Consider the following 26087-nt stretch of genomic DNA (forward strand, 5'->3'; position numbering starts at 1 on the left):
CGCGCTGACGGCGTGTGGATTCCACGGTCTCGAATGCCGCTGAACCACTTCGGTTCCTACCCGTTCGGGAACGGTACGGAGCGCTGCGCCAACGCGCACTCGATACGGCGCATGCTGCGGCGCTGTCCGAGCAGCACCAGGAAGTCGACGAGCAGGCGTCCGGCGGCGGGTCCGGTGACCACGGTGCGCAGTGCCGCCACCGACGCCTTGGGGAGTTGTTCCGCGCCGTTCTTGATCAGGGCCGAGAGCGCGTCCGCGGTCCAGGCAGGCAGGTCACCCAGCGCGTGGTGGGCTTCGCGCAGCGCGTCGAACTCCGCTTCGGTGATCTGGCGGCTTGGACCCGGTTCGTCCGCTTCGAGGAGCGTTGTCGCGACCGACGCCGCTTCGGCCAGCGATTTCACCCGGGGTCGCAGCACCGCGGCCGCGCGGCGGAGCAGGGCACGCTCGTCGCCGGTCAGCCGGGTGTGCGACGGAAGCTGCGGCACGAGCGCCTCGGCGAACTCCTCGGTGGTCAGGGCCCTCAGGTGGAGGGTGTCGAGTTCGGCGAGGCGCTGGACGTCCAGCCGGCCCGGCCGGGTGCGGATGCGCCGGACGTCGAGGTGCTCGACCAGTTCGGCGGGGGAGAACACCTGGCCCTGCGTGGGATGCGACCAGCCCAGCGCGGCCAGGTAGTTGACGATGGTCCGCGGCAGGAAGCCCGCGTCCCGGTACCGCAGCGTGTCCGCGGCCGGGTCCTCCTGGCTGTTGAGGATTTTCGCGTTCGAGGCGAGCACCATGGGCACGTGCCCGATCCGGGGGACGGCATCGGTGAGGCCGATGCGCTGGAGCGCCCGGTAGGCGGCGAGCTGGCACGGCATCAGCGGAAGCATCGCGTCGCCGCGGAGGTTGTGCGTGATGCCCATCAGCACGTCGTCCACCGGGCCGGCGAGGGCGAAGGTGGGCCGTCCGTTCGCGCGCACCAGCACCGGGTCGGCCACGGCGCCGGCCTTGAACACGACTTCGCCACGCACCAGGTCGTCGAAGACCGTTTCGCTGGCGGGCATGCGCAGCCGCAGCGAGGGAAGCCGGCCGGCGGCGCGGTGCGCGGCTTTCTCCCGCTCGCTCAGGTACCGGTCGGCGTTGTCGTATCCGAGCCGCGGGTCCTGGCCGGCCCGGGTACGCCGCTCGGCGACCTCTTCCGGGGTCGAAAAGGACTCGTAAAGCTCGCCGGCGCCCAGCAGCCGCCGGGTCACGTCGAGGTGGAGCTCACGGCGTTCGGTCTGCAGATAGGGGCCGTGCGGACCGCCGGCTTCGGGACCCTCGTCCCAGTCCAGGCCGAGCCACCGCAGCACCTCCAGCACCGGCTGGTAGAACTGCGCCCGCACCCGTGCCGCGTCGGTGTCCTCGATCCGCAGGACGAAACGGCCGTGGTGGTGCCGGGCGAGGGCCCAGTTGAAGACCGCCATCCGCACCAGGCCGAGACTCGGCCTGCCGATCGGCGAGGGGGCGAACACGGTCCGTACCGGACCGGCCGGAGTGGCGATGGTGGTTTCTCGGTCGGGCAAGATGCTCTCCACGGGTCGTCTCCGGTACCGGCCGGGGGACGCCCCCGGCACCTGGCGGGTCATGAAGCGACGGTCGTCCGGGCGCGTTCCCGGCGCGCGGCCCACGCCACCACCGCGCCCGTCGGCAGGCTCGCGAGCAGGAACACCGCGCCAAGGACAAACCACCCGGGGGCGCCCCAGGAGATCATCAGGAACGTCAGCAGGGTCGGGGCAACCATCACCGCCGCCGCGTAGCCGGTCATCGAGAAACCCTGGTACTGCCCCTGCTTGCCGGGCGGGGCGAGTCCGAAGGTGATGGTCCACACGGCCGCGGACACCAGCATTTCCCCCAGCGCGAGCACCGCGCCGGCCGCCACCAGCAGCACCACCGACCAGGACGGCGAACCGAAGGCCGAGAACGCGAAGAGCGCGCACGCGGCGAGCAGGACGAGTCCGGACATCCGGGCTGCGCGCACCGCGCGTTCCATCGTGCCCACTCGCGTGCCGATCCGGATCTGAAAGAGGATCACCGCGACGCTGTTCAGCACGAACAAGACGGTCACCACCGCGGTCGGTGCGTGGGTGTGCCGGGTGATCCACAGCGGCACCACCAGCTCGAGCAGCACGGTGTGCAGTGAGAGCACCGCGGTGATGACGGTCAGCGCCGCGAAGGGCGCGTCGCGCAGCACTGCCCGTTTCGGCTCCTCCTTCGCCGGGACCGGCGACGGCGGTACGGACGGCAGCGCCGCGAACAGCGCCGCCGAAACGAAGTAGCTCAGCACATCCGCGGCCAATACCACCGAGAACGCGGCCGGGGTCGCGATCTGCAGGGCGATCCCGCCGGCCGCCGCCCCCACGCCGATGCCGATGTTGTTGACCGAGCGGACCACCGCCTGGGTCCGGACCACGCCGTCCTCGCCGACCAGTCCCGCGATCAGCGACTGCAGGGCCGCGCGGGAGCCCCGCTGCACCACCACGAAGAAGCATGCGGCGACCAGGAGAGCGGGAAAGCTGCGCACGAACAGGTATCCGGCCGTGCCGACGCCGTTGAGCGCGACGAGCCACGCGGTCGTCGAACGGGGACCGAGCCGGTCGGCCAGGTGCCCCAGCGGCATGCCCGCCGGCAGCCCGACCGCACCGGCGATGGTGAGGCCGAGGCCCAGTGTGGCCGGCGACAGCCCGGCGACTTGGGTGAAATAGAGCGCCGAGCAGGTCATGAACGCGCCGTTGCCCGCGGTCAGGAACAGGCTCGCCAGCGCGATCCTGCGTGCGGCCGGGGGTATGGTCCGGAACACCGGAACTCCTTCGCGTCGGCCCGGCAGGGGCGGATCGGCAGGGGTGGATCAGCAGGGGTGGGTCGGCAGGGGTGGGTCGGCAGGGGTGGGTCGGCAGGGTGCGAATCGGCAGGACCAGCTCGGCAGGCCAGGTCGGCAGGGTCAGGTCAGCAGCAGTCGGGGCCGGCGGAGGTCGAGCCAGGCGGCGAGGTTGAGACAGCGCTCCAGTCCGCTGCGCACCCCGGGCGCGTCCGGAGCGCGCAGCGCCCGGTCCAGCCACCTGTCGCTGATCAGGTCGAACACCGGGTGCTGCCGATCGGAGCGCAGTTCGGTCGCCTGCTCGCACAAAGCCGACAGGTAGCCCACCGCCTGGATCGAGGGGTAGGCGCTCTTGACCCGCGTGGCGACCGAATGCGGCAGCAGTTCCCTGGTGGCCGCACGCAGCAGGCTCTTCTCCCGTCCGTCGAAGCTTTTCGCGGCCCAGGGCGCGTTGTGCACGTACTCCACCAGCCGGTGGTCGCAGAAGGGCACCCGCACCTCCAGCCCCGCCGCCATGCTCAGCCGGTCCTTGCGGTCCAGCAGCATGCGCATGAACCGGGTGATGCCGAGGTGGGAGGTGATCCGGCGGGCGCGGGCCGCTTCGTCGTCGCCGGGCAGATGCGTCACCTCGGCGACCGCTTCGGCGTAGCGGTCGCGGGTGTAGGCGGGAATGTCGAGCAGCTCGAGCAGTTCGGGCCGCAGGACGGTGCCGTCGCGGCCCTGGCCACCGGCCGGTGCGCCGTTCGCCGGGGACATCCACGGGAACGTGCCCGAGCACTGCGCGTCCCTGGATCGGTGCCAGTGGTACCCGCCGAACACCTCGTCCGCGCTCTCCCCGGAAAGCGCGACCGTCGAACGCTCGCGGATCGCGCTGAACAGCAGGTACAGCGAAACGTCCGTGTCGCCGGTTCCGGCAGGGACGTCGCGGGCGGCGATCACCGTGCGCCGGACCGCCGGATCGGCCATCGCCGCCGCGTCGAGCACGATCTCCGAGTGGACGGTGCCCACGTGCGCGGAGACCTCGCGTACGTAGGGCGCGTCGGGGGTGGGCCGAGCCGCGTCCGGTACGAAACTCTCGCTCTGGCTGGCGAAATCGACGGAGAAGCTGTGCACCTTCTCACCGCGGCCGGCCAGTTCGCGGGCGGCGTGGGCGGTGACCGCGCTCGAGTCCAGGCCGCCGGAGAGCAGCAGACCGAGTGGCACGTCGGCGACCAGCTGCCGGGTCACGATCTCCGCCAGCAGGTCCCGCACCCGCGCGGTCGTCGTCTCGAGGTCGTCGCGATGCTCCACCGTCTCCAGCGACCAGTAGGTGCGCTCGTGCGTGCCCCGGGTGCCGACGGTGACCACGGTCCCGGGCCGGACCTCGCGCATCCCGGCCCACACCGCGTGCCCCGGGGTCTTGACGAACGCGAACAGCTCGCGCAGGCCGTCGAGCCGGACCGCCCGGTCGGCCAGCGGATTCGCCAGCAGTGCCTTGGGTTCCGAGCCGAACACCACACCGTCCGAAGTGGACTGGTAATAGAGCGGCTTCACGCCCATCCGGTCACGGACCAACACCAGCGCCGAGGTCCGGCCGTCCCACACGGCGAACGCGTACATGCCGTTGAGCCGTTCGGCGACCGCATCGCCCCACTCCACATAGCCGCGCAGCACCACCTCGGTGTCGCCCGTGGTACGGAAGTGGTGACCCCGGCGGCGGAGTTCGGCGCGCAGCTCGGCGTAGTTGTAGACCTCGCCGCTGTAGGTGAGGGCCACCCACCCGTCCGGGGTTTCCAGCGTCATCGGCTGGGTGCTGCCCGCCAGGTCGAGTACGGCGAGCCGGCGGTGGCCGAGCGCCGCCGTGCCACGGGGGTCGACCCAGGTGCCCCCCGCGTCCGGGCCGCGGCAGGCCATCGTCGCGGTCATCGCCGCCAGCGCTCCGGCTTCCCGACGCAGGTCACGCTCGAAGGCGACCCATCCGGTGATCCCGCACATGCGTCTTCTCCTTCGGGCAAAAATTCCCTTTGTAAGCAAGGAAAATGGTTCTGTCGAGGAAGCTACCAGCGGCCACGGCGGACCCGGTCCGATCGCGGTAAGCACCGTGTCACCGCGCGGTAATCCCGGCTGTGCCGCGGTGTGCGGGACCTCATCGGGAGTCCTCCCCGAACAGCCGCGGGAAATGAGCGATGTCGCGGGAGATCCGATCGACCAGAGTGGCCATGTCCGGCTCCCCGTCCGGCAACCGCAGTCGCTGCCGGTTCCGCCGCACGGTCGCGGGCGGCAGCGGCAGTCCGCCCACCGCCGCGTAGCGGATGGCTCCGGACGCGTCCCGGCAGGGCAGTACGTCGCCGCGGGCGTGCTTGCTGGCGCTGAACGGGACGTCGAGCGTGCCGTCGGCGAACGCGGCGACGACGGCGCGGGCGGGATCCCCGGCACCCAGCACCGGGCCCGCGAGCGCGTCGACTTCCGCGAGCAGCCACGCCAGCTCCTCATCGACGGCCTCCTCGTCGACGGTGACGAAGTCCAGCAGCGGCGAGTTCGCGACGGCGGCCAGGCGCAGCCCGTCGACGTTGGCCGGTGCGTCGGGGATGCCCAGTGCTTCCTGATGGGTCTTGGTGACCAGCTTCGCGGCACCGCCGAGCCGGGCGGTGAGCGCCCCGTAGAAGATCAGCTGGTCGGCGTGCGCCCGCTGGGCGGGGAACACGCCCATGAACTCGTGCAGCACCGGGTACACCTCGACACCGGCGGGCAGGAAGCGTCGCGCCAGCAGGGGAATGGCCCGCAGCGCCGCGACGTCCTGGACCAGGTTTCCGCCCTGGGGATAGGACAGCGACAGGCACACCACGCCTTCGGCGGCGGCGAGGCAGGCCTCGATGATCCCGACGGCGAGGCTGATCGACGGCGGGACCAACACCGCGGTCAGGGTGCCGAACAGCTCGCGGTCCAGCGTGAGGCCCGCGCGGTGCAGCTCCGCGGTGCGCGCGTCCACCTCGCGCCAGCAGGCCAGTGAGTGCGCCAGCGGCACGTCCTTGCAGTACGGGAGGTTGTAGGAGATTCCGCCGCCTTCGAACGAGGTCGCGCCCGCGGCCACGGAGACTTCGAACAGCGCACGCGCGTCGGGGGAGCCGTGCCGGATCTCCACCGGGACGGACACCGATTCGATCAGCTCGCGGCCCCGTCGCCAGCCGTGGGTGACCAGCGGATACCCGTTGAGCGCCGCCGGATCGGTGTTGACCGCGCGCAATGCCTGGTCGAACCGGTTGAGCCGGGTGTAGGAGTCGATGGTGAGGGTCAGGATGTCCGGCGCCGCCCCAATCTCCAGCGCGCGCAGCAGCCGGAGCATCTCCGCGTGGCCACCGACCCCGCACCGGGGCTGGATCGCCGGCACCCCGCTGGCGGCCGCCCGGGCGAGCACGTCCCGCGCGGTCAGGACGCCGCGGTCCCGCGCGTACCGAGCGGAGTCGGCCGGGGTGGGGAAGCCCGAGTCCGCGCCCGGCCCGGGGAAGGACCGCACGGTGGCGGCGCTCATCCGGCCCGGGGCGCCCGCGCGGCAGCGGCGCGCCGCTCCAGTTCGTGCAGCAGCGGGACCAGGTCGCCGAGCCCGGTCAGGACGTGGTCCACGCCGAGCGCGCGCAGCCGGTCCTCGGTGCCGCCGTCCTTGTGGCTGCCGACCGAGAGGTTGCCGCCGAGCACGACCGGGCAGGCCAGCTCGCCGGCGGCCCTGGCGGCCGGCAGCGGACGCAAGTCGTCGTAGGCGTGACCGTTGAGGCTGCCGACGACCACCGCGAGCGTCTCCGGGTGTTCCCGCACGGCCCGCGCGAACTCCTCGATCGAGGTGCAGGCACCGAGGTTGTGCACGGTGTAGCCCTCGGCCCGCAGCCGGTGCGCGATGAGCTGGTTGGCCACCGAATGGGCGTCGCTGGCGGTCACGCCGAGCACGAGCACGCCCCGGCCGCTGCCCGTGGTCCCGGTCATCACCGCACCTCCTGCAGCGCGGCCTGTTCGCGGGTCGCGCGCACGTCCCGTTTCCCGTTGGCGTCGACCTCGATCCGGGACACTGCGCGCACGCGGCGTGGCACCAGCTCCGCGGGCAGCAGTGTGGCCAGCTCCGAACGGATTTCGGTTTCCGACGGCACGGTCTCGGTGCCGCGGTGGTCGAAGACGACGAAGGCTTCCACGACGTCCAGCGTGCCGCCCCGGATGACGTCGAACGCGGCGTCCGCGACCCGGGGCAACGTGAGGGCGTGGCGGCGCAGCTCCGCCTCCTCGAAGCGGTGGCCGTTGACCTTGAGCTGCCCGTCGGCCCGCCCGAGGTGCAGCAGCGCTCCTGAGCGGAGTACCTCGACGATGTCCCCGGTCCGGTAGGCCCGGCCGCCGAAGGCCGGGTCGTCGAGGAACCGGCCGCCGTCCCCACCGAGGTAGCCGCGGGCGATCCCGGTGCCGGCGACGACGAGCTCGCCGTGCCCGCCGGGTGGCACCGGCTCTCCCCGTTCGTCCAGCACGTACGCCCCGGTGTTCCAGGCCGGTGTACCGATCGGCACGGTGGGCAGATCGGGGAGGTCGCGGACCTCGCTCCGATGCGCGAAACAGCCGATGGTGGTCTCGGTCGGCCCGTAGTGGTTGACGATCTGCACCCCGTCCAGCCGTTCGCCCATCGCCTTGAGCAGCACCGGTTCCAGCGGTTCGCCGCCGATCATCAGCCGGTGCGCGACGGCGCGGTAGTCCGGTCCGAGCACCCGCTCGAACAGCCGGAAATGGCTCGGCGTGGCCTTGACGAAGTCGTAGCGGCGGTTCCGGCGCTCGAACAGGCTCGCGTAGTTCCACGAGCTTTCCAGCAGCACGATCGTGCGCCCGTGCGCCAGCGGGACCCACAGCGAGGTGAGTGCCAGGTCGAAGCTCATGCTGGCGAAGACCGGGCAGGCGGCCCCGCCGGCGCCGGGCAGGACGTGGCCCGCCGCCCAGCCGATGTAGTTGACCAGCGACCGATGCTCGACGCGGACTCCTTTGGGCAGCCCGGTGGAGCCGGAGGTGAACACCACGTAGGCGACGTCTTCGGAACGCGGTTCGCGCACGGCTTCGGCGGCGGCCACCGGGCTCGCCGCCGGCAGCCGCGAGGTGTCGACCCCGGGGTAGCCGAACGTGCAGTCCGGGTCGCCGGTCCCATCCCACAGCACGAAGCGGGGGCTGACCTGCTCGAGGATGAGACGGACCCGGCCGGGCGGGTTCGTCGGGTCGATGGGGGCGTAGGCCGCGCCGGTGGCCATCACCGCGATCATCGCTGCGATGCTCTCCGGGCTGCGGCGCGCGACGACCCCGACGAGCTCGCCGGGCCGCACCCCCATTTCCCGCAGTGCGGCGGCGATCGTGACCCCGCGCTGCCACAGGGCGCGGAAGGTGGTCTCGCCGTCCTCGCTCTCGATCGCCACCGCGTCCGGAGTGCTGCCGGCCCGCTCGCGGATGAGGGCCACGACGGACGCCGCGGCCGGCTCCCGATGCTCGCCGACGAGCGTCGCGCCCGGGAATGCTCCTGATCGTTGGCCGGTCACTGGAGTTCCTCTCTTCCTCGGCCCGGGGTGCGGGGGCTAGCGCCAGCCACGGCCGGAAACCCCGCGGAAGTCCCACGCGTCCGGCTTGTCCAGGCCCGCCAGCGCGGCGGGCACGGTCGCGGCGCCGGTCTCCCGGATCAGCAGGCTCGGCAGCGGCCGGTCGCGGGTGGGCCGGCCCGTCGGCTCGACGAACTCGGCGCCGAGCTCGGCCAGGCACGACAGCACCGAGCGCGGCAGGTCGCGCGTCCACATCAGCAGCCGGGTGCCGGGCAGTGACGCGCCGGCGAGGCGGACGAGGTCGGCCTGCACCTCGGCCCCGATCGCCTCGCAGTCGACGATCGTGGTGGGTGTCGGCCCGTCGTCAGTGTCCACACCGGACCGATGGGCGACCAGATAGCCCGCCGGAGCACCGGAATCGAACCTGGCCATCAGATAGTGGTACTTCGCCAGCGGGTTCGCCGCGCGCCAGCGGAAGTACGCCGCCGTGCGCGCGACGCGAATCCGGTCGTCCGCGGGCAGGCCGGCGACGACCTCGGCCATGGCTTCGGCGTCCGGTGCCGTGGCCGAGGTGATCCGCACCCCGGTGCGCGCGCCGCGGGCGACGGGCAGTGCGGACCACGGGCCGCGGAAACCGTGCCCCGGCAGGCGGTTCAGTACCGCCTGGCCCCAGGGGCCGACCTGCCGCCAGCCTCGCAGCAGCATCGCCGGGACCGTGCCCTGGTCGCCGAAGTCCAGCAGCCACGGGACGTTGTCCCGGCGAAGGCGCGCGAGCACCTCGTCGACCATCTCGTGGAAGACCGGCCCGTTGCGGTGTGCCGGCGCGACGACCGTGTCGGTCAGGCACGGGAGCATGCACCGCTGCCCGTCGACCTCCCAGCCGGAACCGAACACGCCGACCATGCCGGCCAGCTCCCCGGCGGGAGTGCGGGCGAGCACGGTGTAACGGCCGTCCAGATACGGGTTCGCGCGGTATTTCCAGTCCAGGTAGGCGCCGTTGCCCGCGAGCCCGCCCCGCAGCAGCGTCTCCTGCAGGAGGCAGACCTCGTCGTGGTCCCCGGGCGCGCAGCCGGTGAGCGCGAAGTCCGCGGCCACCTCAGGCGGCTTCCTGCTTGGCCCGGACGAGCCGGGCGATCCGCTCGAGGGTGCGGAAGTTGTCCTGGCTGATGTCGGCGCCGGTGATGTGGATCCCGAAGTGGTCCTCGAGTGCGACGAACACCGCGAGGAAGCGGGAGGAGTCCAGCACCCCGCCGGCGATGAGGTCGTAGCCGGCCGGGACCGGCTCGGCGGGCAGGACCTCGTCCAGGCACGAGCGAAGCCGGTCGAGGAGGGCCTGCTCGGCCGCGGTCGCCTCGGTTCTCATCGGTCACCTCAGATCCGGGTCGGGCGGTGGTCCGGGTTTCCCGAACGTAGCGCGGGCGCGCCCGCGCCCGGGTAATCGCGGCGTACCGCCCGGCTGGTTACCCGGCGATTACCTCAGCACGGGCGGTTACCCCGCGGTGAGCGGGCCGCTGCTGCCATTTACCCGATGGTGGGCGGGACGTTGCGACGCCCCGCCTAGCGTGACGGTGCGGACGTCCCGCCGGGCTCGCATCCCACCGCAGGACCGAACACGGAGGTCAAGGTGTCGAAGGGATCGTACGAGGAAGAAGCTGCTGCCGGGTACGCGCGGTCGCGGTACGAAATGCTCGACGCCGGCCGGGTGCTGCCGCAGCCGTTCGACGGGGTCGTCAAGACCTCGGCACCGCGTGCGGACGAGGTCTCGTCCCTCACCGCGCCTCTGTTGCGGCAGCACGGCGCCGCCATGGTGCTGCTCGACGAACCGTTCTCAGACGAGGAGTATCTCGCCTTCGGCGCAGGTCTCGGCACTGCCACCGAGGAAACCGACCCGGCGGTGCAGCCGTTCGTGACCCATCGCGTGATCCTGAACCTGCTCGGCGCGAACCGGCGCACGGACGATGTGGCGCTGCAGCCCTTCGCCGAGAACTCGCTGTCGCTGCACTCCGAAGGAAGTGGCCGGGTGGCCGCCGAGCAGCCGCGGTACATCGTGCTGATGTGCTGCCACCCGGGGCCCCGGCCTTCCTCCGCCCAGACCGTCCTGGTGCCGATGGACGGCGTGGCGGAGCGGTTGTCCGCGCGTGAGCGCGAAGTGCTCTCCCGCACCCGTTACGCGCACTTGCCTCCCGGGGAGACGATCCTGCGCGAGCACGAGGGCCGTCCGGCGTTCTCGTTCCGCGACTTCCTCGGCGGCAGGCTCGACTGGGTCAACGACGGCGGCGACGAACCCGAAGCCGTCGATGCCGCCTTGGTGCGGCTGCACGCGGCCATGTATGCGCCGCTCGCGCAAGGCGTGCACTGGCAGCCTGGGCTGCTGGTCGTGATCGACAACCGCCGCCACTTCCACGGCCGGACCGCCGGGAGCGCACCGGCCGGCGCGCCCCGTCATCTCAAGCGGCTGCGCATCCGCTGACCGGCGTCGTGAGGAAAGGTATGGCCTTGACCGCACGTCCGCGGCTGGAACGCACGACTGTCGGCACGGCACCGGCCCGGGCCGGACAGCCGGAAGCGGCCGTCGATGCCTATACATTGGAGACCGGCACCGGCTTCGCGATCACCGCGTGGAGCTACGGCGCGACGTTGGTGGAAGTGCTGGCCGCCGACCGGTTCGGGCGCCGCGCCAACGTGTGCCTGCGCCTGCCGGACCTGGACGCCTACCTCGACCGCGCGCGCAACCCGTACGTGGGCGCCACGGTCGGCCGCTACTGCCGCTGCGTGGCGGGCGCGGAGTTCGTCATCGACGGCGTGCGTCACCGGTTGGCCCGCAACGAGGGGCCCCACCACGTGCACGGCGGTCCGGAAGGACTGGACCGGCGAGTGTGGTCGGCCGAGGCGGCACGGGACGGCGACGCGCTCGAAGTGCGGTTCACGGTGACCAGCCCGGACGGCGACCAGGGTTATCCCGGCGAGCTGACAGTGCAGACGGCCTACCGCGCCGAACCCGACGGCTCCTTGGTGATCACCCACGTCGCGAGCACGACGGCGCCGACCGCGGTCGGGCTGACCAACCACGCGTTCTGGAACCTCGCGGGCGAGGGCACGGTGGACGGTCACCGGCTGCACCTGAGGGCGACCGAGGCGGTCCGCTTCGACGAGCACCTCATCCCGCTCCCCGGACCGCCGGAAGCGGTGGCCGGGACGGCCCGGGACTTCACGGTGGACCGTCCCCTCGACGGTGTCCGCGTGGACAACTGTTTCGTCGTTCCGGACAGGCGGGTGCTGGCCACCCTGACGCATCCGGGCAGTGGCCGGGTGATGCGGGTCAGTACCGACCAGCCGGCGGTCGGGGTGTACACGGGGGACTGGTTCACCGGGCGCCCGCGCGGCGGGATCTGTCTGGAGACCGGTGCGTTCCCGGACGCGCCCAACCGGCCGGACTACCCGTCGGCCCGGCTCGATCCGGGGGAGAGCTGCCGGCATCGGACCACGCACCGCTTCGAGGCGGCCGAGCCGGTGCGGTAGGGCCGCGGGCGCCGGCGCGGTTCAGCCGAGCCTGCGCTGTCAGCCGAGCCGACTCTGTCAGCCGAGCCGGTGCTGGAGGTAGACCCGGCGCGGCGTTCCGTCGCCGCCGAACTCCCCGTCACATCGGGAGAACCCCAGCAGCACCATGGTGTCCACTGTGGACTCCAGGTCGGGGTTCGCCTCGGCACGCAGTACGTCTGCGCCCTGTTCGAGGGCGAGGCCGACCGCGCGGCGCAGGCACTGCAGGCCGGCGAGGGACCCCGCGGTCACCAGGTCGGGGCGGACGGCGAGCCTGCTCAGGTACGCCGGCGTGCGCGCGAACGGGAAAACTCCGGCCGGTTCCTCGAAAGGCGGCTGCCACGTCAACGTGAACATCGCGGCCAGGCGGTCGCTGTGCCGCAGCACTTGCACCACCCCGGCGCGCACCCGGGACTCGGTGGTGGCCGGGTTGCGCGCCGGTACCGGGGAACCGAATCGGTCGCCCTGGTGCCGGTCGCTCGCGCGGAGCAGCGTGTGGACCTCGTCGGCGTCTGTCGCGACTTCCCAGTGGGACACGGTCGTTTCCCTCCCGTTCGGTGGCCGAAGGGTGCGCACGCGGATGCGTACCGGCCGGCCGGCCCGGTCCGTACGCATCCGCGCGGCGATCACCGCGGCAGGTCGGCGCAGGCCTCCGCGCCCTGTTTCTCCTCGGCGAGGAAAATGGTCTGGGCCATCATCCGGTAGTCCCGCATGCTCTCGCGGAACACCTCGATGGACTCCTCGGGATGCACCGAGTCGATCACCGCGTTCGGGCCGATCGCGTTGAACTGGTGCGAGGTGCCACGGGGGATCTGCATGTCCACCCAGGAGTTCTCCGGCACGATCAGGTTGTAGCGGGTGCGCCGGTGCCCCTCCGGGGTGCCGGGCAGGTCGTCCTCGAAGGCTTCGGGTGCGAACGGCGTCACCCCGGTGACGTCGCCGACGATGAACGGCGACAGGCTGGAGACGCGGATGCGGGTACCGGGACCGGTCATCATCCGCACGAACCGCAGCCCGGTGTGCAGGTGCATCCGGGAGCACATGTCCCGCTCTTCGACGTCGTAGAAGTCCATCAGATAGCGGTCGGCGAAGTACCCGTCGAAGGGGCTCGCCAGCATGTAGACGTCGCCCTCCTCGAAGGTCTGGGCACGCACGATGCCCTCGGCGTCGGCCGTGGTGGCCACTTCGGACTTGTGCGCTTCGCGGACCACCGAAGCCAGCCGGTCGACGATCGCGAAGGCGATGTCGGCCGGCCACTGGGCGACCGGCGTCACCCGGTTCTGCGCGGGATCGCGGAACCCGATGAGGTCCTGGACCTCGTTCTCCTCGTCCGGGGTGTGCTTCATGGTGGGGGAAACGGCATCCATCGACCCATCCTTTTCCTCGGCGTTCCGGATCCTGCCCGGCGGTGAACGGCGATTCGTGGTCCCGCGAGGGAGCCTGGCCGTCCTCGAAAGTACGTCGGCGGGACGATATCTGTACAGTGCCGGAATCCCCCATTCGCACATCGACTGGTAATTGCGGGTTCGACGGCGGTGGTCAGAAAGATCTGCGATTAATCGCAGGGCCGGTTCCGCGCGAATCTTCGACGACGGGGTGCCGGGCCGGCGCGGAAAACCGGGCGGCCCCCCGGTGGCTTCCGATACCTCGCGATTACCCAGGACAATCTGTGTCGTTCCCGGCGATTACCCGGTGATGAGTAAGTGAAGAGCGGCTGGTTGACCATTGTCCGGATCGAGCCGCTAACGTGCTCGATATCGCCAAAATCGTGGCGTAAAACGCCCGTAGCCATGTTTGTCGCACCACCCGCGCAGCCGGCGTCCTCTGCCGGCCCCACCCGCGCCTGCGGATCCGATGAGAGTTCCGATCAGGCCCCGGCCCAGAACGGAGCCCGGTTCATGCCGCTGTTCGATCCCCCGTCTCGGCCCCGGCGCATTGCGGTTCCCGAAGAGGTCCGGGCCCGCGCCGCGCTCGCCCGGCCCGTCGAGACGGACCTGGACACCTTCTGCCCGGACGTCGACGACCGGCTGCTCGAGGTCATCGCCCGCGCCCCGGATCCCGGGGACGCCTTCGCACTGCGGGATCTGTGGCTCGGCCGCGTCGAGCACGAACTCGGAGGCCGGGCCCTGCGACCGGAACTGGCCGGACTCTGGCGCGGATCGCGGCCCCGGCGCGAGGTCGACGCCGAGGAGGCGCTGTCCTCGCGAGCCACGATCCGGTTCGTGAAAGAACTGTTCAACTGGTACTTCCGCGACGACGTCTACGGTGCGCTGGCGGCCGACCGGCAGCTGCTGCTCTCCAGTGGAGCGGTCGACGAGGAACGCTGGGGGCTGCCGGCCGCGCTGAAGGACTGCGTGCGGTTCGCGCTCGACCGGGACTGGTACGGCTACTCGGATTCACGCGGCCGGGTGCCGGCGCGCGAGGCCGTCGCCGCCTACGAGAACGCCTCGATGGACCAGGACGTCTACGACGGGCACAACGTCGCGCTCACCATGGGTGGCACCTTCACCGTGAGCACCCTGGCCGACTTCCTGCTCACCGGCCGGACCGGACCGACCGGCCCGGCGCTGTGCGGTATCCCCAACTACCCGCCGCTGGTGGAGGCGGTCGCCCGCCGTGGCGACGTCCGGCTGGTGCCGCTGCCCAGCACCGCGGGCCGGATTTCGCTCGAACCGCTCATCCGGGCCCTGTCGGCCGACACCCCGCTGGTGATGCTGCAGACCGCGGCGAACCCGACCGGGGCCCTGATCGACGAGGACGAGCTGGCCCGGCTGATCCGCGCGGCGGGTCCGCGGACCACGGTCATCCTCGACGAGTGCCACGAATGGCTCGGGCCGCGGCGTACCCGGGGCACCGCCCGCGCCGCCGGCCACGTGGTACGCGTGTCGAGCCTGTCCAAGAACTGGTCCGCACCGGGCATGAAGATCGGCTGGATCCTGGCCGGCCGGGAGTTCATCGAGGACTACTACGAACACGCGTCGACCACTTTCGGTGGCCCGCCGTCGTTTCTCTACACGGTGGTGGAACTGCTCGCCCGGATGGAACGCTGGCTGGTCACCGGCCTCGACCGGCCGGGCGCGGCCGAGCTCGCCGAGTTCGAGTCGTCCTACCACCTCGACGCCGATCGGCTGGCAGCCGCGTACACGGGCTACCGGCAGGAGCGACGGGAACGCGAGGACGCGTTGACTGCGCTGCGCGAGGCCGCGTGTCACCGGTTCTCGGAGGCGGCGAGGGTGACCGTCCCCGCGTACTCGATCAACGCCGCGATCCACTTTCCCGGCTGGAACGACAGCTACCGGTGCTTCCGCGAGCTGCTGCGCACCACGGGTGTCTCGACCTACCCCGGCATCCTCAACTTCTGCTTCTCCGGCGCGGTGGTCCGGGTGACCACGGCGCGGCCGTGGGCGGAACTGGCGGAGGCCGGTGACCGCCTCGCCTCCGCCGTGCCGGGGGTGCTGCATGCCTGAGTTCGCTGCCCGTGCCGGGCACAAGGTGCTGCTGGGCATGATCCACCTGCCGCCGCTGCCGGGCAGCCCGTACCACCGCCGCGGCGCGCTCGGCCGGATCGTCGAGACCGCCGTGCGCTCGGCACGCGCCCTGGAGAACGGGGGCGCCGACGGCTGCCTGGTGCAGACCGCGGACCGGGTCTACGGGACGGGGGACGAAGCCGACCCGGCCCGCGTGGCGGCGATGACGCTCGTGGTTTCGGAAGTCGTGCGTGCGACCGGGCCCGGATTCCGGACCGGTGTGCAGATCATGCGCAACGCCGTCTCCGCGTCGCTGGCCGTGGCGACGGTCGCGGGTGCGTCGTTCGTGCGCGCGGCCACCCTGGTCGGTGCCACGCTCAGCCCACAGGGCCTGGTCGAGGGCGATCCGCTGCGCGTGATGAGCTACCGGCGCAGCATCGAGGCCGAGGACGTCGCGCTCGTCGCCGACGTCGACTCGATGCACTTCTCGTGGCTCAGCGGGGACAAGACCACCGGCCAGGTCGCGAAATGGGCCGTCGACGCCGGCGCCGACGCGGTCACCCTCGCTCACCGCGACGAGGACCGGACCCTGGCCATGATCGCGTCGGTCCGCGAGACGGCGCCCGCCGCGCCGGTGCTGCTCGCGGGGTACACGAACCACCGCAACGCCGCCCGGCTGGTGGGCGCGGCCGACGGTGCGTTCGTCGGCACCTGCCTGGAAAGCGACGGCTGGGGCGGGGAGGTCGAGGAACAGCGGGTGCACGACTACGTGACCGCGGTCCGGGCGGTGGGGGAATGACGAGCCGGGAAGGGCGGAACGGCGGATGAAGCCGGAAGTGCTGGTGCGGCAAGCGGATCGGCTCGGCGACGACCTGCGCGCGCGGGCCGGCGAGAGTATCGCGCGGGCCACGGAGCTGACCGCGGCCGGCGCCTTCGCCGGGATCGGCCGGGTGGTGTTGGTCGGCAACGGCGATTCCCACCATGCCGCCCACGCGGCCGCGCTGGCGTTCGTGAAGTTCGCCGGCGTCGCGTGCGAACCCCTGCCCGCGCAACGGTTCGCCGACTACCCGGGCCCCGGGATGGGCCGGGGCACTCTCGTCGTGGGGATCTCGGCCTCCGGCGGCAGCCCGATGGTGGTCGAGGCGATCCGGCGGGCCAGGGAACTGGGTGCGGTGACTGTCGCGGTGACCGGCCGGCCGGGCAGCGCCCTGACCGACGCCGCGGAACATCCGTTCGTCGCGACCCTGCCCGGTCTCGAACCCTCGCCAGGGGTCCGCACCCACCAGCTCAGCCTGCTGCTTCTGCTGGCGCTCGCGATCGGGATCGGCACACGCCGGGCGGTACTGTCCACAGTGGAGCAACAACGGCTGGCAGGCGAACTCGGCGCGCTGGCGGACCTGGTCGAGGAAACCGCGGCACTGGCCCGCCCCGTCTGCGCGCGGATCGCGGCCGAGGTCGCGAACGCTCCGCTGCGGATCTTCCTCGGCACCGGCCCGAGCCACGGCAGTGCCCTGCACGCCGCGGCCAAGATCGTCGAATCCGCCGGCTTGCCGAGCCTCGGGCAGGACACCGAGGAGTGGTGGCACGTCGAGCGCTTCTGCCGCCCGGCGGACCTGCCGGTGTTCGTGCTCGCCCAGCCCGGTACCGCGCACCGGCGGGCGGTGGCCCTCGCCGCGCGGGCCCGGCAGCGCGGGCGGCGGCTGCGCTTCGTGGGCGAAGCCGGCGAATACGGCGCTCCGGACGTGCCGATCGCCGGTCCGGTGCGGGCGGAGTTCGCGCCACTCGTGTACGGCGTCTTCGCCCCGTACCTGGCCGCGGACGTGGCGGCCGAGCTGGGCCACGAACCGTTTCTGGCCGACCTGTCCGGCTGAACCCTTCCCGACCGACCTGAGGAGACCGACGACATGGCAGACGCCTTGGCGGGGCGGACCGGCGACGCACTGGTCGCGGCCCTGCGCGAACTGGTCCTGCGGCAACTGCCGGCCACCGAGGCGGAGCTGGGTCCTGACAGCCCGCTGCGCGAGGCCGGTCTCACCTCGCTGCGCACCGTCGCGACGCTGGTCGCCATCGAGGACGCGCTGGGCAGGGACCTTCCTCCCGAGCTGATCACCGCGGAGACCTTCGGTAGCCTCCGTACGCTGGCCGCCGCGATCGAGCCGGTGGCCGCGGCCACCGGGATCCGCTGATGACCGAGCCGGTGCCGCGGATGCGCTTCGGAGTCCACTCCGGACAGCAGTACGAGAGCTACGACGAGATGCTGCGGCTGTGGCAATGCGCCGAGGAACTCGGCTACGACTGGTGCTCCGTGTTCGACCACCTGCGCCCGCCGATGGGCGGGCCGGCCGGACCCTGTTTCGAGGGCACGACCCTGTTGTCCGCGCTCGCCGCGAGTACGCGCCGGATCCGCTGTGCGCTCATGGTCGCCCCGGTGGCGTGGCGGCACCCGGCCGTGCTGGCCGCGCTCGCCGCCACTATCGACCACGTCAGCGACGGCCGCGTCGAACTCGGCATCGGCGTCGGCGGCGCGGATCTCGCGCACACCCAGTACGGTCTGCCCCGCCCGTCGCGCGCCGAGCGGTCCGGCATGCTGGAGGAGACCGCCGCCGTGCTGCGCGGTTTGTGGTCGGGAGGCCCGGTCTCCTTCGCCGGCCGGCACTACCGGCTCGACGATGCCCACCTGCGTCCCGCGCCGGTGCAAGCCCGGCTGCCGCTGGTGGTCGGCGGGGTGAGCGATCCGGTGCTGCGCACCGCGGCGCGCTACGGAGACGTCTGGAACAGCTTGCTCGCCGAACCGGACCGGTACCGTGCGCGCAGCGCGCGGCTGGACCGCGCGTGCGAGGAAGCCGGCCGGGATCCGGCGCGGGTCCGCCGTTCGATGACGTTCCGCGCCTTGCTCGTGGAGGACCGCGCGGAGCTGCCGCGCGAACTCGACCGGCTGCGGCGGCGCTACCCGCCCGATTCCCCGGTGTGGCCGGAGTACCTGGTCTTCGGTACCCCCGCGCAGTGCGCCGAAGCGTTGTGGCCGTACCGGGAACTCGGAGTCACCGATTTCGTGCTCGGCGTCCGGCCGCCGGTGGACTGGCGCTCCGTCACGCTCTTCGCCGACCAGGTCGTCCCGCTGCTGCGTGGCCGGCGCGCCGCGGCGTGACCGGGTGGCCCGTCCCAGATCCGCATGTCCCGGCCACACCGGTGAGAAAGGGAAACTACGATGGGCAACTACTATTCGGAGGGGTTCGCCTCCTTCTTCGACACCAGCTACACCGGGTGGGTCAACCGGTTCTCGCCGAAACTGGTCGCGCACCTGGCGCGGGTGCCCGGTACCGACCGCACGGCGGTGGACATCTGCTGTGGCACCGGGGTGACCGCGGCCTGGTTCCTCGACGCGGGATGGACGCTGCACGGCGTCGACGGGTCCAAGTCGATGCTGGACCTCGCGCGTGCCCGGCACGCCGGAGCGATCGCGGCGGGCCGGTTCGCGGTGACACAGGCCGATGCCCGCGAGTTCACCCTCCCGGCGCCGGTGTCCGCGTGTGTCAGCATGGACGGCGCGCTCAACCACCTGCCGTCCACCGAGGACCTGCGCGAGTGCTTCGCCGCGGCGTACGCGGCCCTCGCCCCGGGCGGTGAGTTCGTCTTCGACCTCTACGAGCAGACGCACTTCCTGCACTGGAACCACGTCACACTCACCGACACCCCCGACGCGGTCGTGGTCAAGCGCGGCGTCTGGGACACCGACACCCGCACCGGGATGCTGCGCGTGTCGGGGATGTTCGGTGCGGGCGACCGTGCCCGGCGCGTGGACCAGACACTGACGAGCTGGTACTACGACCACGAAGACGTCACCGATGCCCTGCGAGCGGCGGGTTTCGCCCCGGTGCCGCACGAGTTCGGCGGGGCGGACCTCAAATGCGATTCGGGGTCGTGCTCGCGGACCGACGTCCCGTGCCGGGCGATCTACGCGGCCCGCAAATCCTGACCGTCAGCCGGACGGGACGGTGCCAGCGCACGTCCCGTCCGGCTCTGCTCGTGCTCACTCGGCCGAAGGGGCCGGCCAGATGGTCCGCCGAACCCGGTAGTCCGCGACCGACGCGGCAAGGTGCTCCGGACGGCAGCGGACATCGACGCCACCGAATGCGGTCCCGGCCCCGGACACCCAGTTCACCGAGATTTCCTTCGCACGCAGCACTCGTGCGACCTCGAGCGCTCGCGTCGCCGGGCCCCACACACTGGCGGCGTGCGACGGCGAGGAGTTCGCCAGCCGTACGGCCGCCTCGGGATCGGCGGCCGCTTGCACGGTCAGCATCGGCCCGGGCACCTCGCCCCGCACGGCCGGGGCGTCCGGGGCGAGGTCGGCGAGCACCCGGGCAGCGCGCCAGAAACCGTTGCGCTCCGGTGGTTCGAGGCACATCCCGGACTCGAAGGAGAACCCGGCGTCGCTGGTGGCCACCGCGGTGTCGAACAGGGTGAGCTGCTCGAGTCCGTTCATCGGCCCGAAGTCGGCTCCCGCCCGGCATCCGGCCACTGCGTCGGCGAGCCCGTGCACTGCCTGCTCGTAGTTCTCCCTAAGCGTGATCACCCGTGCGGGGGCGAAGTTCTGTCCCGCGTTGTGCATCCGTGCTCGGGCCAGGGTCCGGTAGGTCTGCGCGGGCGCGCCGGGCAGGACCACCGCCGGGCTGTTTCCGCCCCACCACAGGTACGCAGGCCGCAGCCCCGCGCCATGGGCGATGTCGATGGCGCTTCCGGTGTCGCCCGCGAAGGAGAGCGCGTCCACCGGGCCCGCCACCAGACTGCGGCCGGTCCGGCGGTCACCGGTGACCACGTTCAGCACGTCCGCGCCGAGGATCGCCACCGCGTTCTCGGCGAGGAGCTGCATCGAGTCAGGGGTGCTCTCGGCCGGTTTCACCACTACCGCGTTGCCCGCGGCCAAGGCGGGCAACGCCTGCTGCAGCGCGGAAAGCAGCGGATACGACCAGTGCACGAGCACCCCGGCCAGCCCGAGGGGGGTGGCGCCGTCGGCGGGTGGTGTCCCGGCCACGCCGGCGTAGGCGCGCAAGCGGCGCACTCCCGCGGCCACCTCGAGCCGGGCATCGCCGCGCGGCTTGCCCGTGCCGGCACATTCCAGGTCGACGTACTCCTCGATGCGCTCGCCGAGGTGCCCGGCGAGCGTGGCCAGCCGGTCCGCACGGTCCGGGCCGCTCAGCCGGGACCACGTCCGTGCCCCGTCCCGCGCGGCGGCGACCACGGCGGACACGGCGTACTCGTCACCGATCGGTGCCAGGCCGCGGACCTGCCCGGTGCGCGGGTCGAGCAGCAGGGTCGCGGACCCTTCCCCGGTCATCGTCAGTTCGCCCCCCGGAGAAACCGCTCAGCCTCGGCCGAGCGCGCTCAAGTCGTCCCGCAGCTGCGGGCGCAGCACCTTCCCGGTCGTGGTCCGGGGAATCGCCGGCAGTGCGATCACCTGGGAGGGCAGCACGCCCTCGGGGAAAGTCGCCCGCAGCGAGCCGGTCAGCCCGGCGGTGCCGGTCTGGCCCTCGCCGGAAAGCACCACTGCGGCGACGATCTTCTCCCCGGCGAACCGGTCCGGCACCGTGACGCACGCGGCGTCCCGGACCTGTGGCAGGGCACGCAGCGCGCGATCCATCTCGTCGAGGGAGACCGATTCCCCGGCGACCTTGGCGATGTTCTTGAGCCGGCCGGTGAGGACGAACAAGCCGCGGCCGTCCCGCTCGATCCGGTAGCCGAGGTCCTGGGAGTGGAACCAGCCGCCGCGGAAGGCTTCGCGGGTCGCGTTCGCGTTGTGCACGTAACGCGACATCACGTTGTGGCCCCGCATGCAGATCTCGCCCACCTCGCCCGCGGGCAGCGGAGCACCTGCCGGGTCCAGGACCGCGACCTCGTTGCCGTAGACGGCGGTCCCGACAGAGGGGATGTCCGCCTCGAGCATCAGCTCCCGGTAGGTGGCGTCGGACAGGCTCGGAGGCAGCGTGCAGGAGAAGTTCGTGGTCTCGGAAAGCCCGTAGCCCTGCAGCACCCGGGCTCCCAGACGGTCGGCGACGGCCCGCGCCGTGCGGCTGGTCAACGGTGCCGCGGCGGAGACGAAGTAGGCGAACTCCGCGGGGAGGCGGGGACGGCGCCAGGTCTCCACGAGCGCTTCGAGGATGCCGGGCACGACGCTGGCGATCCGCGGTCGGAAAGTCTGCAACGTGGCGGGATAGCCAAGTGGGGAGAAGGATTCGCACAGCACCGTGTGCGCACCGGCGAGCATCGTGCCGAGCACAGTGAAGTGCAGGCCGTTGACGTGGTGGATGGGTAGGCACGCGAGCACCCGGTCGCCGCGGACGAGACCGTGGTGGCGCCGCACGGCTTCGGCGTTGGCCACCGCGTTGACGTGGGTCTGGGCGACGAGCTTCGACGCGGCCGTGGAGCCCGACGTCGCGAAGTAGAGCGCGTCGGCGGCCGGGTCGAGCGGGGGTGGCGAAGCCGCCGGTTCCGCCGGCTCCCTCCAGTGCGGCAGTGCTCGCGAGTCCGGATGCGGGGCGTCGGTGCCGGGAAGGTGCAGGGTGGCCAGCGCGCCGGCCGCCTCGAGCTGCAGGGCGTGCCGCTCGGGAGGGTCGGCTGGACCGAGCATCAGCAGCCCGAAACCGGCACGGAGGACGGCCAGCACAGTCAGGACCGAGGGCACATCGTTCGTCGGCGCGAAGGCGAGTACGGCGGGGCGGGTGGTGCCGAACTCGGCGCACAGCCACCCGGCCAGTGCGCGGCTCGCGGCGGCGGCGGTGCGGTAGTTCACGGTTGTCTCGGTGCCGTCGTGCGCGACGGCGGTGACGAAGGGAGCGTCGCCCTGGCAGGCGGAAAACCAGTCGAGGCCGTCCAGCGGGGTACGCCATGGCGAGGCGGGTACCACCGCGGCCGGGTCCCCGTAGTGGTGTGCGCGTACGTCGTCCGTGACTGTCATCGAACGGCACCTTTCCCCGCTGCGCCGGCTTTCCGGCTCTCCGGACGAGCGTAGGACCGGCGGTGCGCCCGGGCGGTAATCCGGGAACCGGAGCGGAAAGCGGGGAGTAACTGCGCAGGTCGCGCGCCCGGGTCAGCTGATCGGGAAGCCGACCGCGGCGTTCCCCTCACCGGGCCGCGGCATGCGCGTCGCGTGGATCAGCTGTTCCTTGCGTGCTCGCACCGGCCCCGGTACGCGCGACAGGGCGACCTCGCGGAGCCGGGTGTTGGTGAACGCGTACCGCGCCGAGGTGGTCTCGCCCGGATGCCGGACACAGCGCAGCACGCCCCGGTTGACGAGCAGGCGCAGCCACCGGCCGCTGGTGCGGTGCCCGTCCTCGGCCGCCAGGGTGGCGACGACGGCTTCGGTGACCTCGGCACCGCCGATGGCCACGTCGTAGAGCACGGCCCGTGCCTCGGCGGGAAGCAGGTCGAGCGCGACTTCGAGCCGTGACCGCACGGAGTAGGGGACGGTCTCCGGCAGGCATCCCGGATCCGTCAGGTCCGGGCCGGTCAGCCGTTTGCCGTATTCGATCGCGAACAACGGGTTCCCGCCGAGTCCGCCGGCGAGCGGGACCACGGTTTCGGGAGGGTCCGCGGGTACCGCCGCGTCGACCGGGGAGCGAGTGGCCTTGAAAGCCTCCCACATGACGCGCGCGGTCTCGGCATCGCCGAGGGGCCGCAGGCTGAGCGACGTGCTGTGCAACTTCCCCCCGCCCCAGGACCGCCGCCGCGCGAGCAGATCCGGCCGGGCGCTCGCGACCACGAGCAGCGACACACCACCCGAGCTTTCCAGGAGGTGGTCGACGAAATCCAGGACGAGGTCGCTGCTCCACTGCAGGTTCTCCACCACCAGCACCATCGGCCCGCGCGCCGCGAGCGCCTCGAAGAACTGCGCCCACGCGTCGAAGGTGTCCGCGGTCCACGCCCGTTCCCCGGGATCGGCCTCCAGCAGGACGCTCAGATGGGACAGGATCCACGGCGCCCGGCGTTCGTCGACGAGGCCGTTCACCACGTCGCCGAGCCGGGCGGTCGCGAAGGGCATCGCGTCGGCGGGACCGATGCCCGCCGCGGCGCGCACCAGTTCGGCCAGCGCGGTCACCCGGCTGCCCGCGCTGATGGCCGAGGGGGTGCGGCCGACCAGGACCGTGGCGCTCTTCCCACCCGCCCGCGGTGAGCGCCTGCGCCACTCGTCGAGCAGGCGCGTGCGGCCCGAACCGGCTTCGCCGAACAGGGTCAGCAGATGCGGCTGCCGGAGCGTGCAGGCGCCCTCCAACGCGGCGTCGAGTGCGGCGAGCTCGTGCTCGCGTCCGACGAAGGGAAGGTGGTCCGGCCGGTTGAGCAGGCACACCGCTTCGGTGGTGGTCGGGCAGACCCGCACCGGGCCCGCGGCGTCGTCGGCCAGCAGTCGCAGGCAGAGCTCGACCAGCTCGTCCGACGGCTGCGGCCAGGACGCGGCCGGTCCGCCGTGCCGCACCACGGCCGGGCCGGTGGCCACGACGACCCGTACCTCGAACGGCAGCTGCTGCCCGTCCGCGGTGTGACACCGCGGCTCGGCGGTCAGCCGGCCGTTGATGGCGTGGGCCAGCTGCAGCGCCTGCCAGGGTTCGGCCTCGCCTCGCGCCTCGGCCCCGGCGGTGACCAGCCACACCGGTGCCGGGGACAGTCCGGTGATGCCCTGCCACACCTCGTGTGCGCGACCGAGAAGTGGTGCGCCGTCGCCGTCCGCCGTCGCCACGCGGGCCCGGCGTGCGCGGGCTTCGGCCCGGACGAGGTCGTCGAGGTAGTCGCGGACGGCGGCCAGTTGCCGCGGCACCGCGGACAGCCCGGGCGCGGGACCCGCGGCGATCACCACCGTGCTGATGCGCTTGACCTCCTCGAGCGGGATGTGTACGCGCTCGGCCGGCTGGTTCTCCGCCGGGTCCGCACCGGCCGCCGGCGCCTCGGGAGACCGCGGCCCGGCGACGACCGGGTCCGGCACCTGGTCCAGCGAGCTGTCCTGGGTGAGGATCGCGTGTTCGAGCTGCTGCAGCTCGGGACTCGGGTCCAGGCCCAGCTGTTCCACCAGGGCACCGCGGGTGCGGCTGTAGACGGTGAGCGCGTCGGCCTGCCTGCCGCGCTGGTAGAGCACGCGCATGAGGAGCCCGCACAGGCGTTCCCGCAGTGGCTCCTGCTCGACGAGCACTTCCAGCTCGGTGAGGATTTCGCGATACCGTCCGAGGTGGAAGTCCGCCTCCATCCGGTCTTCGAGAGCCGTCAGCCGCGCGTTGCCGACGGTGCCGAGTTCGGGCCAGTCCAGTGCCTGGTCGGCCAGGTCGGACAGGGCCGCGCCCCGCCACATACCCGTCGCCTCGGTGAGCAGTTCGGACGCCTGCTCCCAGCAGCCGCCGGCGAGAGCCGCGTGCCCCTGCACGGCCACCTGGTGAAACCGGACGAGGTCGATGTCGTGCGGCTGGATGCGCAGCAGGTACCCGGGGGAGCGGGTGAGCAGCAGCGGCGGCTCCGGGCTCTCGTCGGTGGCGAGCATCTTCCGGAGGCCGGAAACCGCGTTGTGCAGCATCTTCCGCGCGGAAACGGGGGCCTCGTCCGGCCACAGCGCGTCCAGGAGCTGGTTCACCGAGATCAGCGAGTTGTGCCGCAGCAGGAGCAGCGCGAGAGTGAGGCGCTGCTTGACGCCGCCCAGCGGTACCCGCCGTCCCCGTGAAGTGACTTCGAGGGGCCCGAGCAGTGAAAACTCCATACAGTCGCTCCCAAGGATCGCCAGCCGGACCGTCCTCAATTTCGATTAATCGCGGTTGTCGATTCTCACAGCGAATACTCCCGGTGTGCGGAACGGTGTGATCAATACGGCTGACCTTAGATGATCGATGATGCGACGGCGGGACAGCGCGGACCGTCGGTACACGGCGTTCAGTACTTACGGGCACCGGCACGTGGAGGCATCCGGGTGAGGGCATGGGGAAACCGATGATCACTCGGCGTGGTGAAGGTGGTGGCCGTAGTAAAATTGTTCAGAGCGAGTACTTCGTGTTTCAATGTCAAAAAGAACGACTCGGTCGCGGCTCCGTCGAAAGGCGGCCCGGTGCAATTCTGTCGATTGCCGAGCGTTTCGCAGAGCACGGTAAAGGTATGCGCGGTAGGTCGGTTCGCGGTCGGAGCGGAAGACCGATCCGGTCTCTCGGCCTTCCCCGCCGCGCGGCGGCGGCCACCTTGCTGGTCTCGCCAGCGAGTTCGGCGGCCGGGTTGACCACTGGTGGCAGAGCCGAGCAGTCGGCGGGAGAACGGGTCGATTCCGTTCGCGAGGCGGATTTCGCCCTCGTCGGTGGGGGGATTTCGGCTCACGCCGTGTGCGGCGCCGGCGCGGTGAAGTCCCGTTTCGCCGGATCCGGGGACGGCACCTCCTGTTCGTCCGGAGGATCGACCCTGAAGTCGCGAGACAAAGGCGACGTCCGGCCCGCTCCGTGCCCGCCTGAGCTGACGGGCATCCTCCGGCGGCACATCGTGAAGTACGGCTATGGCCAAGATGGCCGGCTGTTCGTCGGTGAGGGACTGGTCTCGATCCTCCTCCGACGGCTCTGTGGGCCGGCCAATCCGTCGCGGTGCCGTTGGAGGTCTACGCGAGCTTCCGCGACGGAGAGAAGGAGGCTGATCGAGCGTGTGCCCGGCTACCGGCTACCGGCTCCGGTGAGGCTTGGGCGCGCATGGCGCGTGGGCCGCCGCATCCGACCGCAG

At 71.9% G+C, this 26087-nt stretch carries 21 protein-coding genes; 8 read left to right on the forward strand and 13 right to left on the reverse strand.

The window, feature by feature from the left end; translation table 11 throughout:
* Positions 1–56: 56 nt before the first annotated feature.
* The 8 genes from gltX to BJY18_RS30920 form a co-directional block, all read right to left on the reverse strand.
* A complete protein-coding gene (gltX, locus tag BJY18_RS30885; RefSeq protein WP_184783404.1) occupies positions 57–1544 on the reverse strand; it encodes a glutamate--tRNA ligase in 1488 nt (495 codons plus the stop codon).
* Positions 1545–1603: 59 nt separating this feature from the next.
* Positions 1604–2818, reverse strand: coding sequence for an MFS transporter (locus BJY18_RS30890; RefSeq protein WP_184783405.1), 1215 nt, complete (start codon positions 2816–2818; stop codon positions 1604–1606).
* Positions 2819–2959: 141 nt separating this feature from the next.
* On the reverse strand, positions 2960–4810 hold the full coding sequence (asnB, locus tag BJY18_RS30895; RefSeq protein ID WP_184783406.1) for an asparagine synthase (glutamine-hydrolyzing): 1851 nt from the start codon (positions 4808–4810) through the stop codon (positions 2960–2962).
* A 151-nt stretch (positions 4811–4961) separates the two neighbouring features.
* On the reverse strand, positions 4962–6344 hold the full coding sequence (locus BJY18_RS30900) for a methylaspartate mutase (RefSeq protein WP_184783407.1): 1383 nt from the start codon (positions 6342–6344) through the stop codon (positions 4962–4964).
* Positions 6341–6790, reverse strand: coding sequence for a cobalamin-dependent protein (locus BJY18_RS30905; protein WP_184783408.1), 450 nt, complete (start codon positions 6788–6790; stop codon positions 6341–6343). Before BJY18_RS30905 ends, BJY18_RS30900 begins: the two co-directional genes overlap by 4 nt.
* Positions 6790–8361 carry an amino acid adenylation domain-containing protein gene (locus BJY18_RS30910; protein WP_184783409.1) on the reverse strand — a complete coding sequence of 524 codons (1572 nt, stop codon included), beginning with the start codon at positions 8359–8361 and terminating at the stop codon, positions 6790–6792. Before BJY18_RS30910 ends, BJY18_RS30905 begins: the two co-directional genes overlap by 1 nt.
* A 36-nt stretch (positions 8362–8397) precedes the next feature.
* Complete coding sequence (locus tag BJY18_RS30915) at positions 8398–9453, reverse strand: GNAT family N-acetyltransferase (RefSeq protein ID WP_184783410.1); 1056 nt, start codon at positions 9451–9453, stop codon at positions 8398–8400.
* A 1-nt stretch (position 9454) separates the two neighbouring features.
* Positions 9455–9721, reverse strand: a complete 267-nt coding sequence (locus BJY18_RS30920; RefSeq protein WP_184783411.1) for an acyl carrier protein — start codon at positions 9719–9721, stop codon at positions 9455–9457.
* 261 nt (positions 9722–9982) lie between these two features.
* Here BJY18_RS30920 and BJY18_RS30925 point away from each other — a divergent pair, with 261 nt between their 5' ends.
* Entirely contained in the window at positions 9983–10828 is an 846-nt protein-coding gene (locus tag BJY18_RS30925) for a TauD/TfdA family dioxygenase (protein ID WP_184783412.1), read from the forward strand.
* A gap of 26 nt (positions 10829–10854) precedes the next feature.
* Entirely contained in the window at positions 10855–11877 is a 1023-nt protein-coding gene (locus tag BJY18_RS30930; RefSeq protein WP_221458034.1) for an aldose epimerase family protein, read from the forward strand.
* 57 nt (positions 11878–11934) lie between these two features.
* Here the strand turns inward: BJY18_RS30930 and BJY18_RS30935 are convergent, their stop codons facing one another.
* Both BJY18_RS30935 and BJY18_RS30940 read right to left on the reverse strand, forming a co-directional pair.
* On the reverse strand, positions 11935–12432 hold the full coding sequence (locus tag BJY18_RS30935; protein ID WP_184783414.1) for a hypothetical protein: 498 nt from the start codon (positions 12430–12432) through the stop codon (positions 11935–11937).
* Between the two features lie 89 nt (positions 12433–12521).
* Positions 12522–13262: a hypothetical protein gene (locus tag BJY18_RS30940; protein WP_221458036.1), complete on the reverse strand. Its 741-nt coding sequence runs from the start codon at positions 13260–13262 to the stop codon at positions 12522–12524.
* Between the two features lie 531 nt (positions 13263–13793).
* Here BJY18_RS30940 and BJY18_RS30945 point away from each other — a divergent pair.
* The 6 genes from BJY18_RS30945 to BJY18_RS30970 are packed head-to-tail and all read left to right on the forward strand — an operon-like array spanning position 13794 to position 19338.
* A complete protein-coding gene (locus tag BJY18_RS30945; RefSeq protein ID WP_184783415.1) occupies positions 13794–15362 on the forward strand; it encodes a pyridoxal phosphate-dependent aminotransferase in 1569 nt (522 codons plus the stop codon).
* Positions 15355–16161, forward strand: a complete 807-nt coding sequence (locus tag BJY18_RS30950) for a BtpA/SgcQ family protein (protein WP_184783416.1) — start codon at positions 15355–15357, stop codon at positions 16159–16161. The genes BJY18_RS30945 and BJY18_RS30950 overlap by 8 nt, the downstream gene beginning before the upstream one ends.
* A gap of 25 nt (positions 16162–16186) precedes the next feature.
* The gene (locus BJY18_RS30955; RefSeq protein WP_184783417.1) at positions 16187–17233 is read left to right on the forward strand and encodes an SIS domain-containing protein; all 1047 of its coding nucleotides are present in this window, start codon (positions 16187–16189) and stop codon (positions 17231–17233) included.
* Between the two features lie 33 nt (positions 17234–17266).
* A complete protein-coding gene (locus BJY18_RS30960) occupies positions 17267–17548 on the forward strand; it encodes a phosphopantetheine-binding protein (RefSeq protein WP_184783418.1) in 282 nt (93 codons plus the stop codon).
* A complete protein-coding gene (locus BJY18_RS30965; protein WP_184783419.1) occupies positions 17548–18510 on the forward strand; it encodes an LLM class flavin-dependent oxidoreductase in 963 nt (320 codons plus the stop codon). Before BJY18_RS30960 ends, BJY18_RS30965 begins: the two co-directional genes overlap by 1 nt.
* 60 nt (positions 18511–18570) lie before the next feature.
* Positions 18571–19338 carry a class I SAM-dependent DNA methyltransferase gene (locus BJY18_RS30970; protein WP_184783420.1) on the forward strand — a complete coding sequence of 256 codons (768 nt, stop codon included), beginning with the start codon at positions 18571–18573 and terminating at the stop codon, positions 19336–19338.
* Positions 19339–19392: 54 nt separating this feature from the next.
* Here BJY18_RS30970 and BJY18_RS30975 read toward each other — a convergent pair whose 3' ends face one another.
* The 3 genes from BJY18_RS30975 to BJY18_RS30985 form a co-directional block, all read right to left on the reverse strand.
* Positions 19393–20700, reverse strand: a complete 1308-nt coding sequence (locus BJY18_RS30975) for an aldehyde dehydrogenase family protein (protein ID WP_184783421.1) — start codon at positions 20698–20700, stop codon at positions 19393–19395.
* Positions 20701–20727: 27 nt separating this feature from the next.
* A complete protein-coding gene (locus tag BJY18_RS30980) occupies positions 20728–22317 on the reverse strand; it encodes a class I adenylate-forming enzyme family protein (protein WP_184783422.1) in 1590 nt (529 codons plus the stop codon).
* A 132-nt stretch (positions 22318–22449) separates the two neighbouring features.
* Positions 22450–25095 carry an ATP-binding protein gene (locus tag BJY18_RS30985; RefSeq protein WP_184783423.1) on the reverse strand — a complete coding sequence of 882 codons (2646 nt, stop codon included), beginning with the start codon at positions 25093–25095 and terminating at the stop codon, positions 22450–22452.
* Positions 25096–26087 lie beyond the last annotated feature (992 nt).

It is taken from the genome of Amycolatopsis jiangsuensis (assembly GCF_014204865.1).
In the GTDB taxonomy this organism is placed as follows: domain Bacteria; phylum Actinomycetota; class Actinomycetes; order Mycobacteriales; family Pseudonocardiaceae; genus Amycolatopsis; species Amycolatopsis jiangsuensis.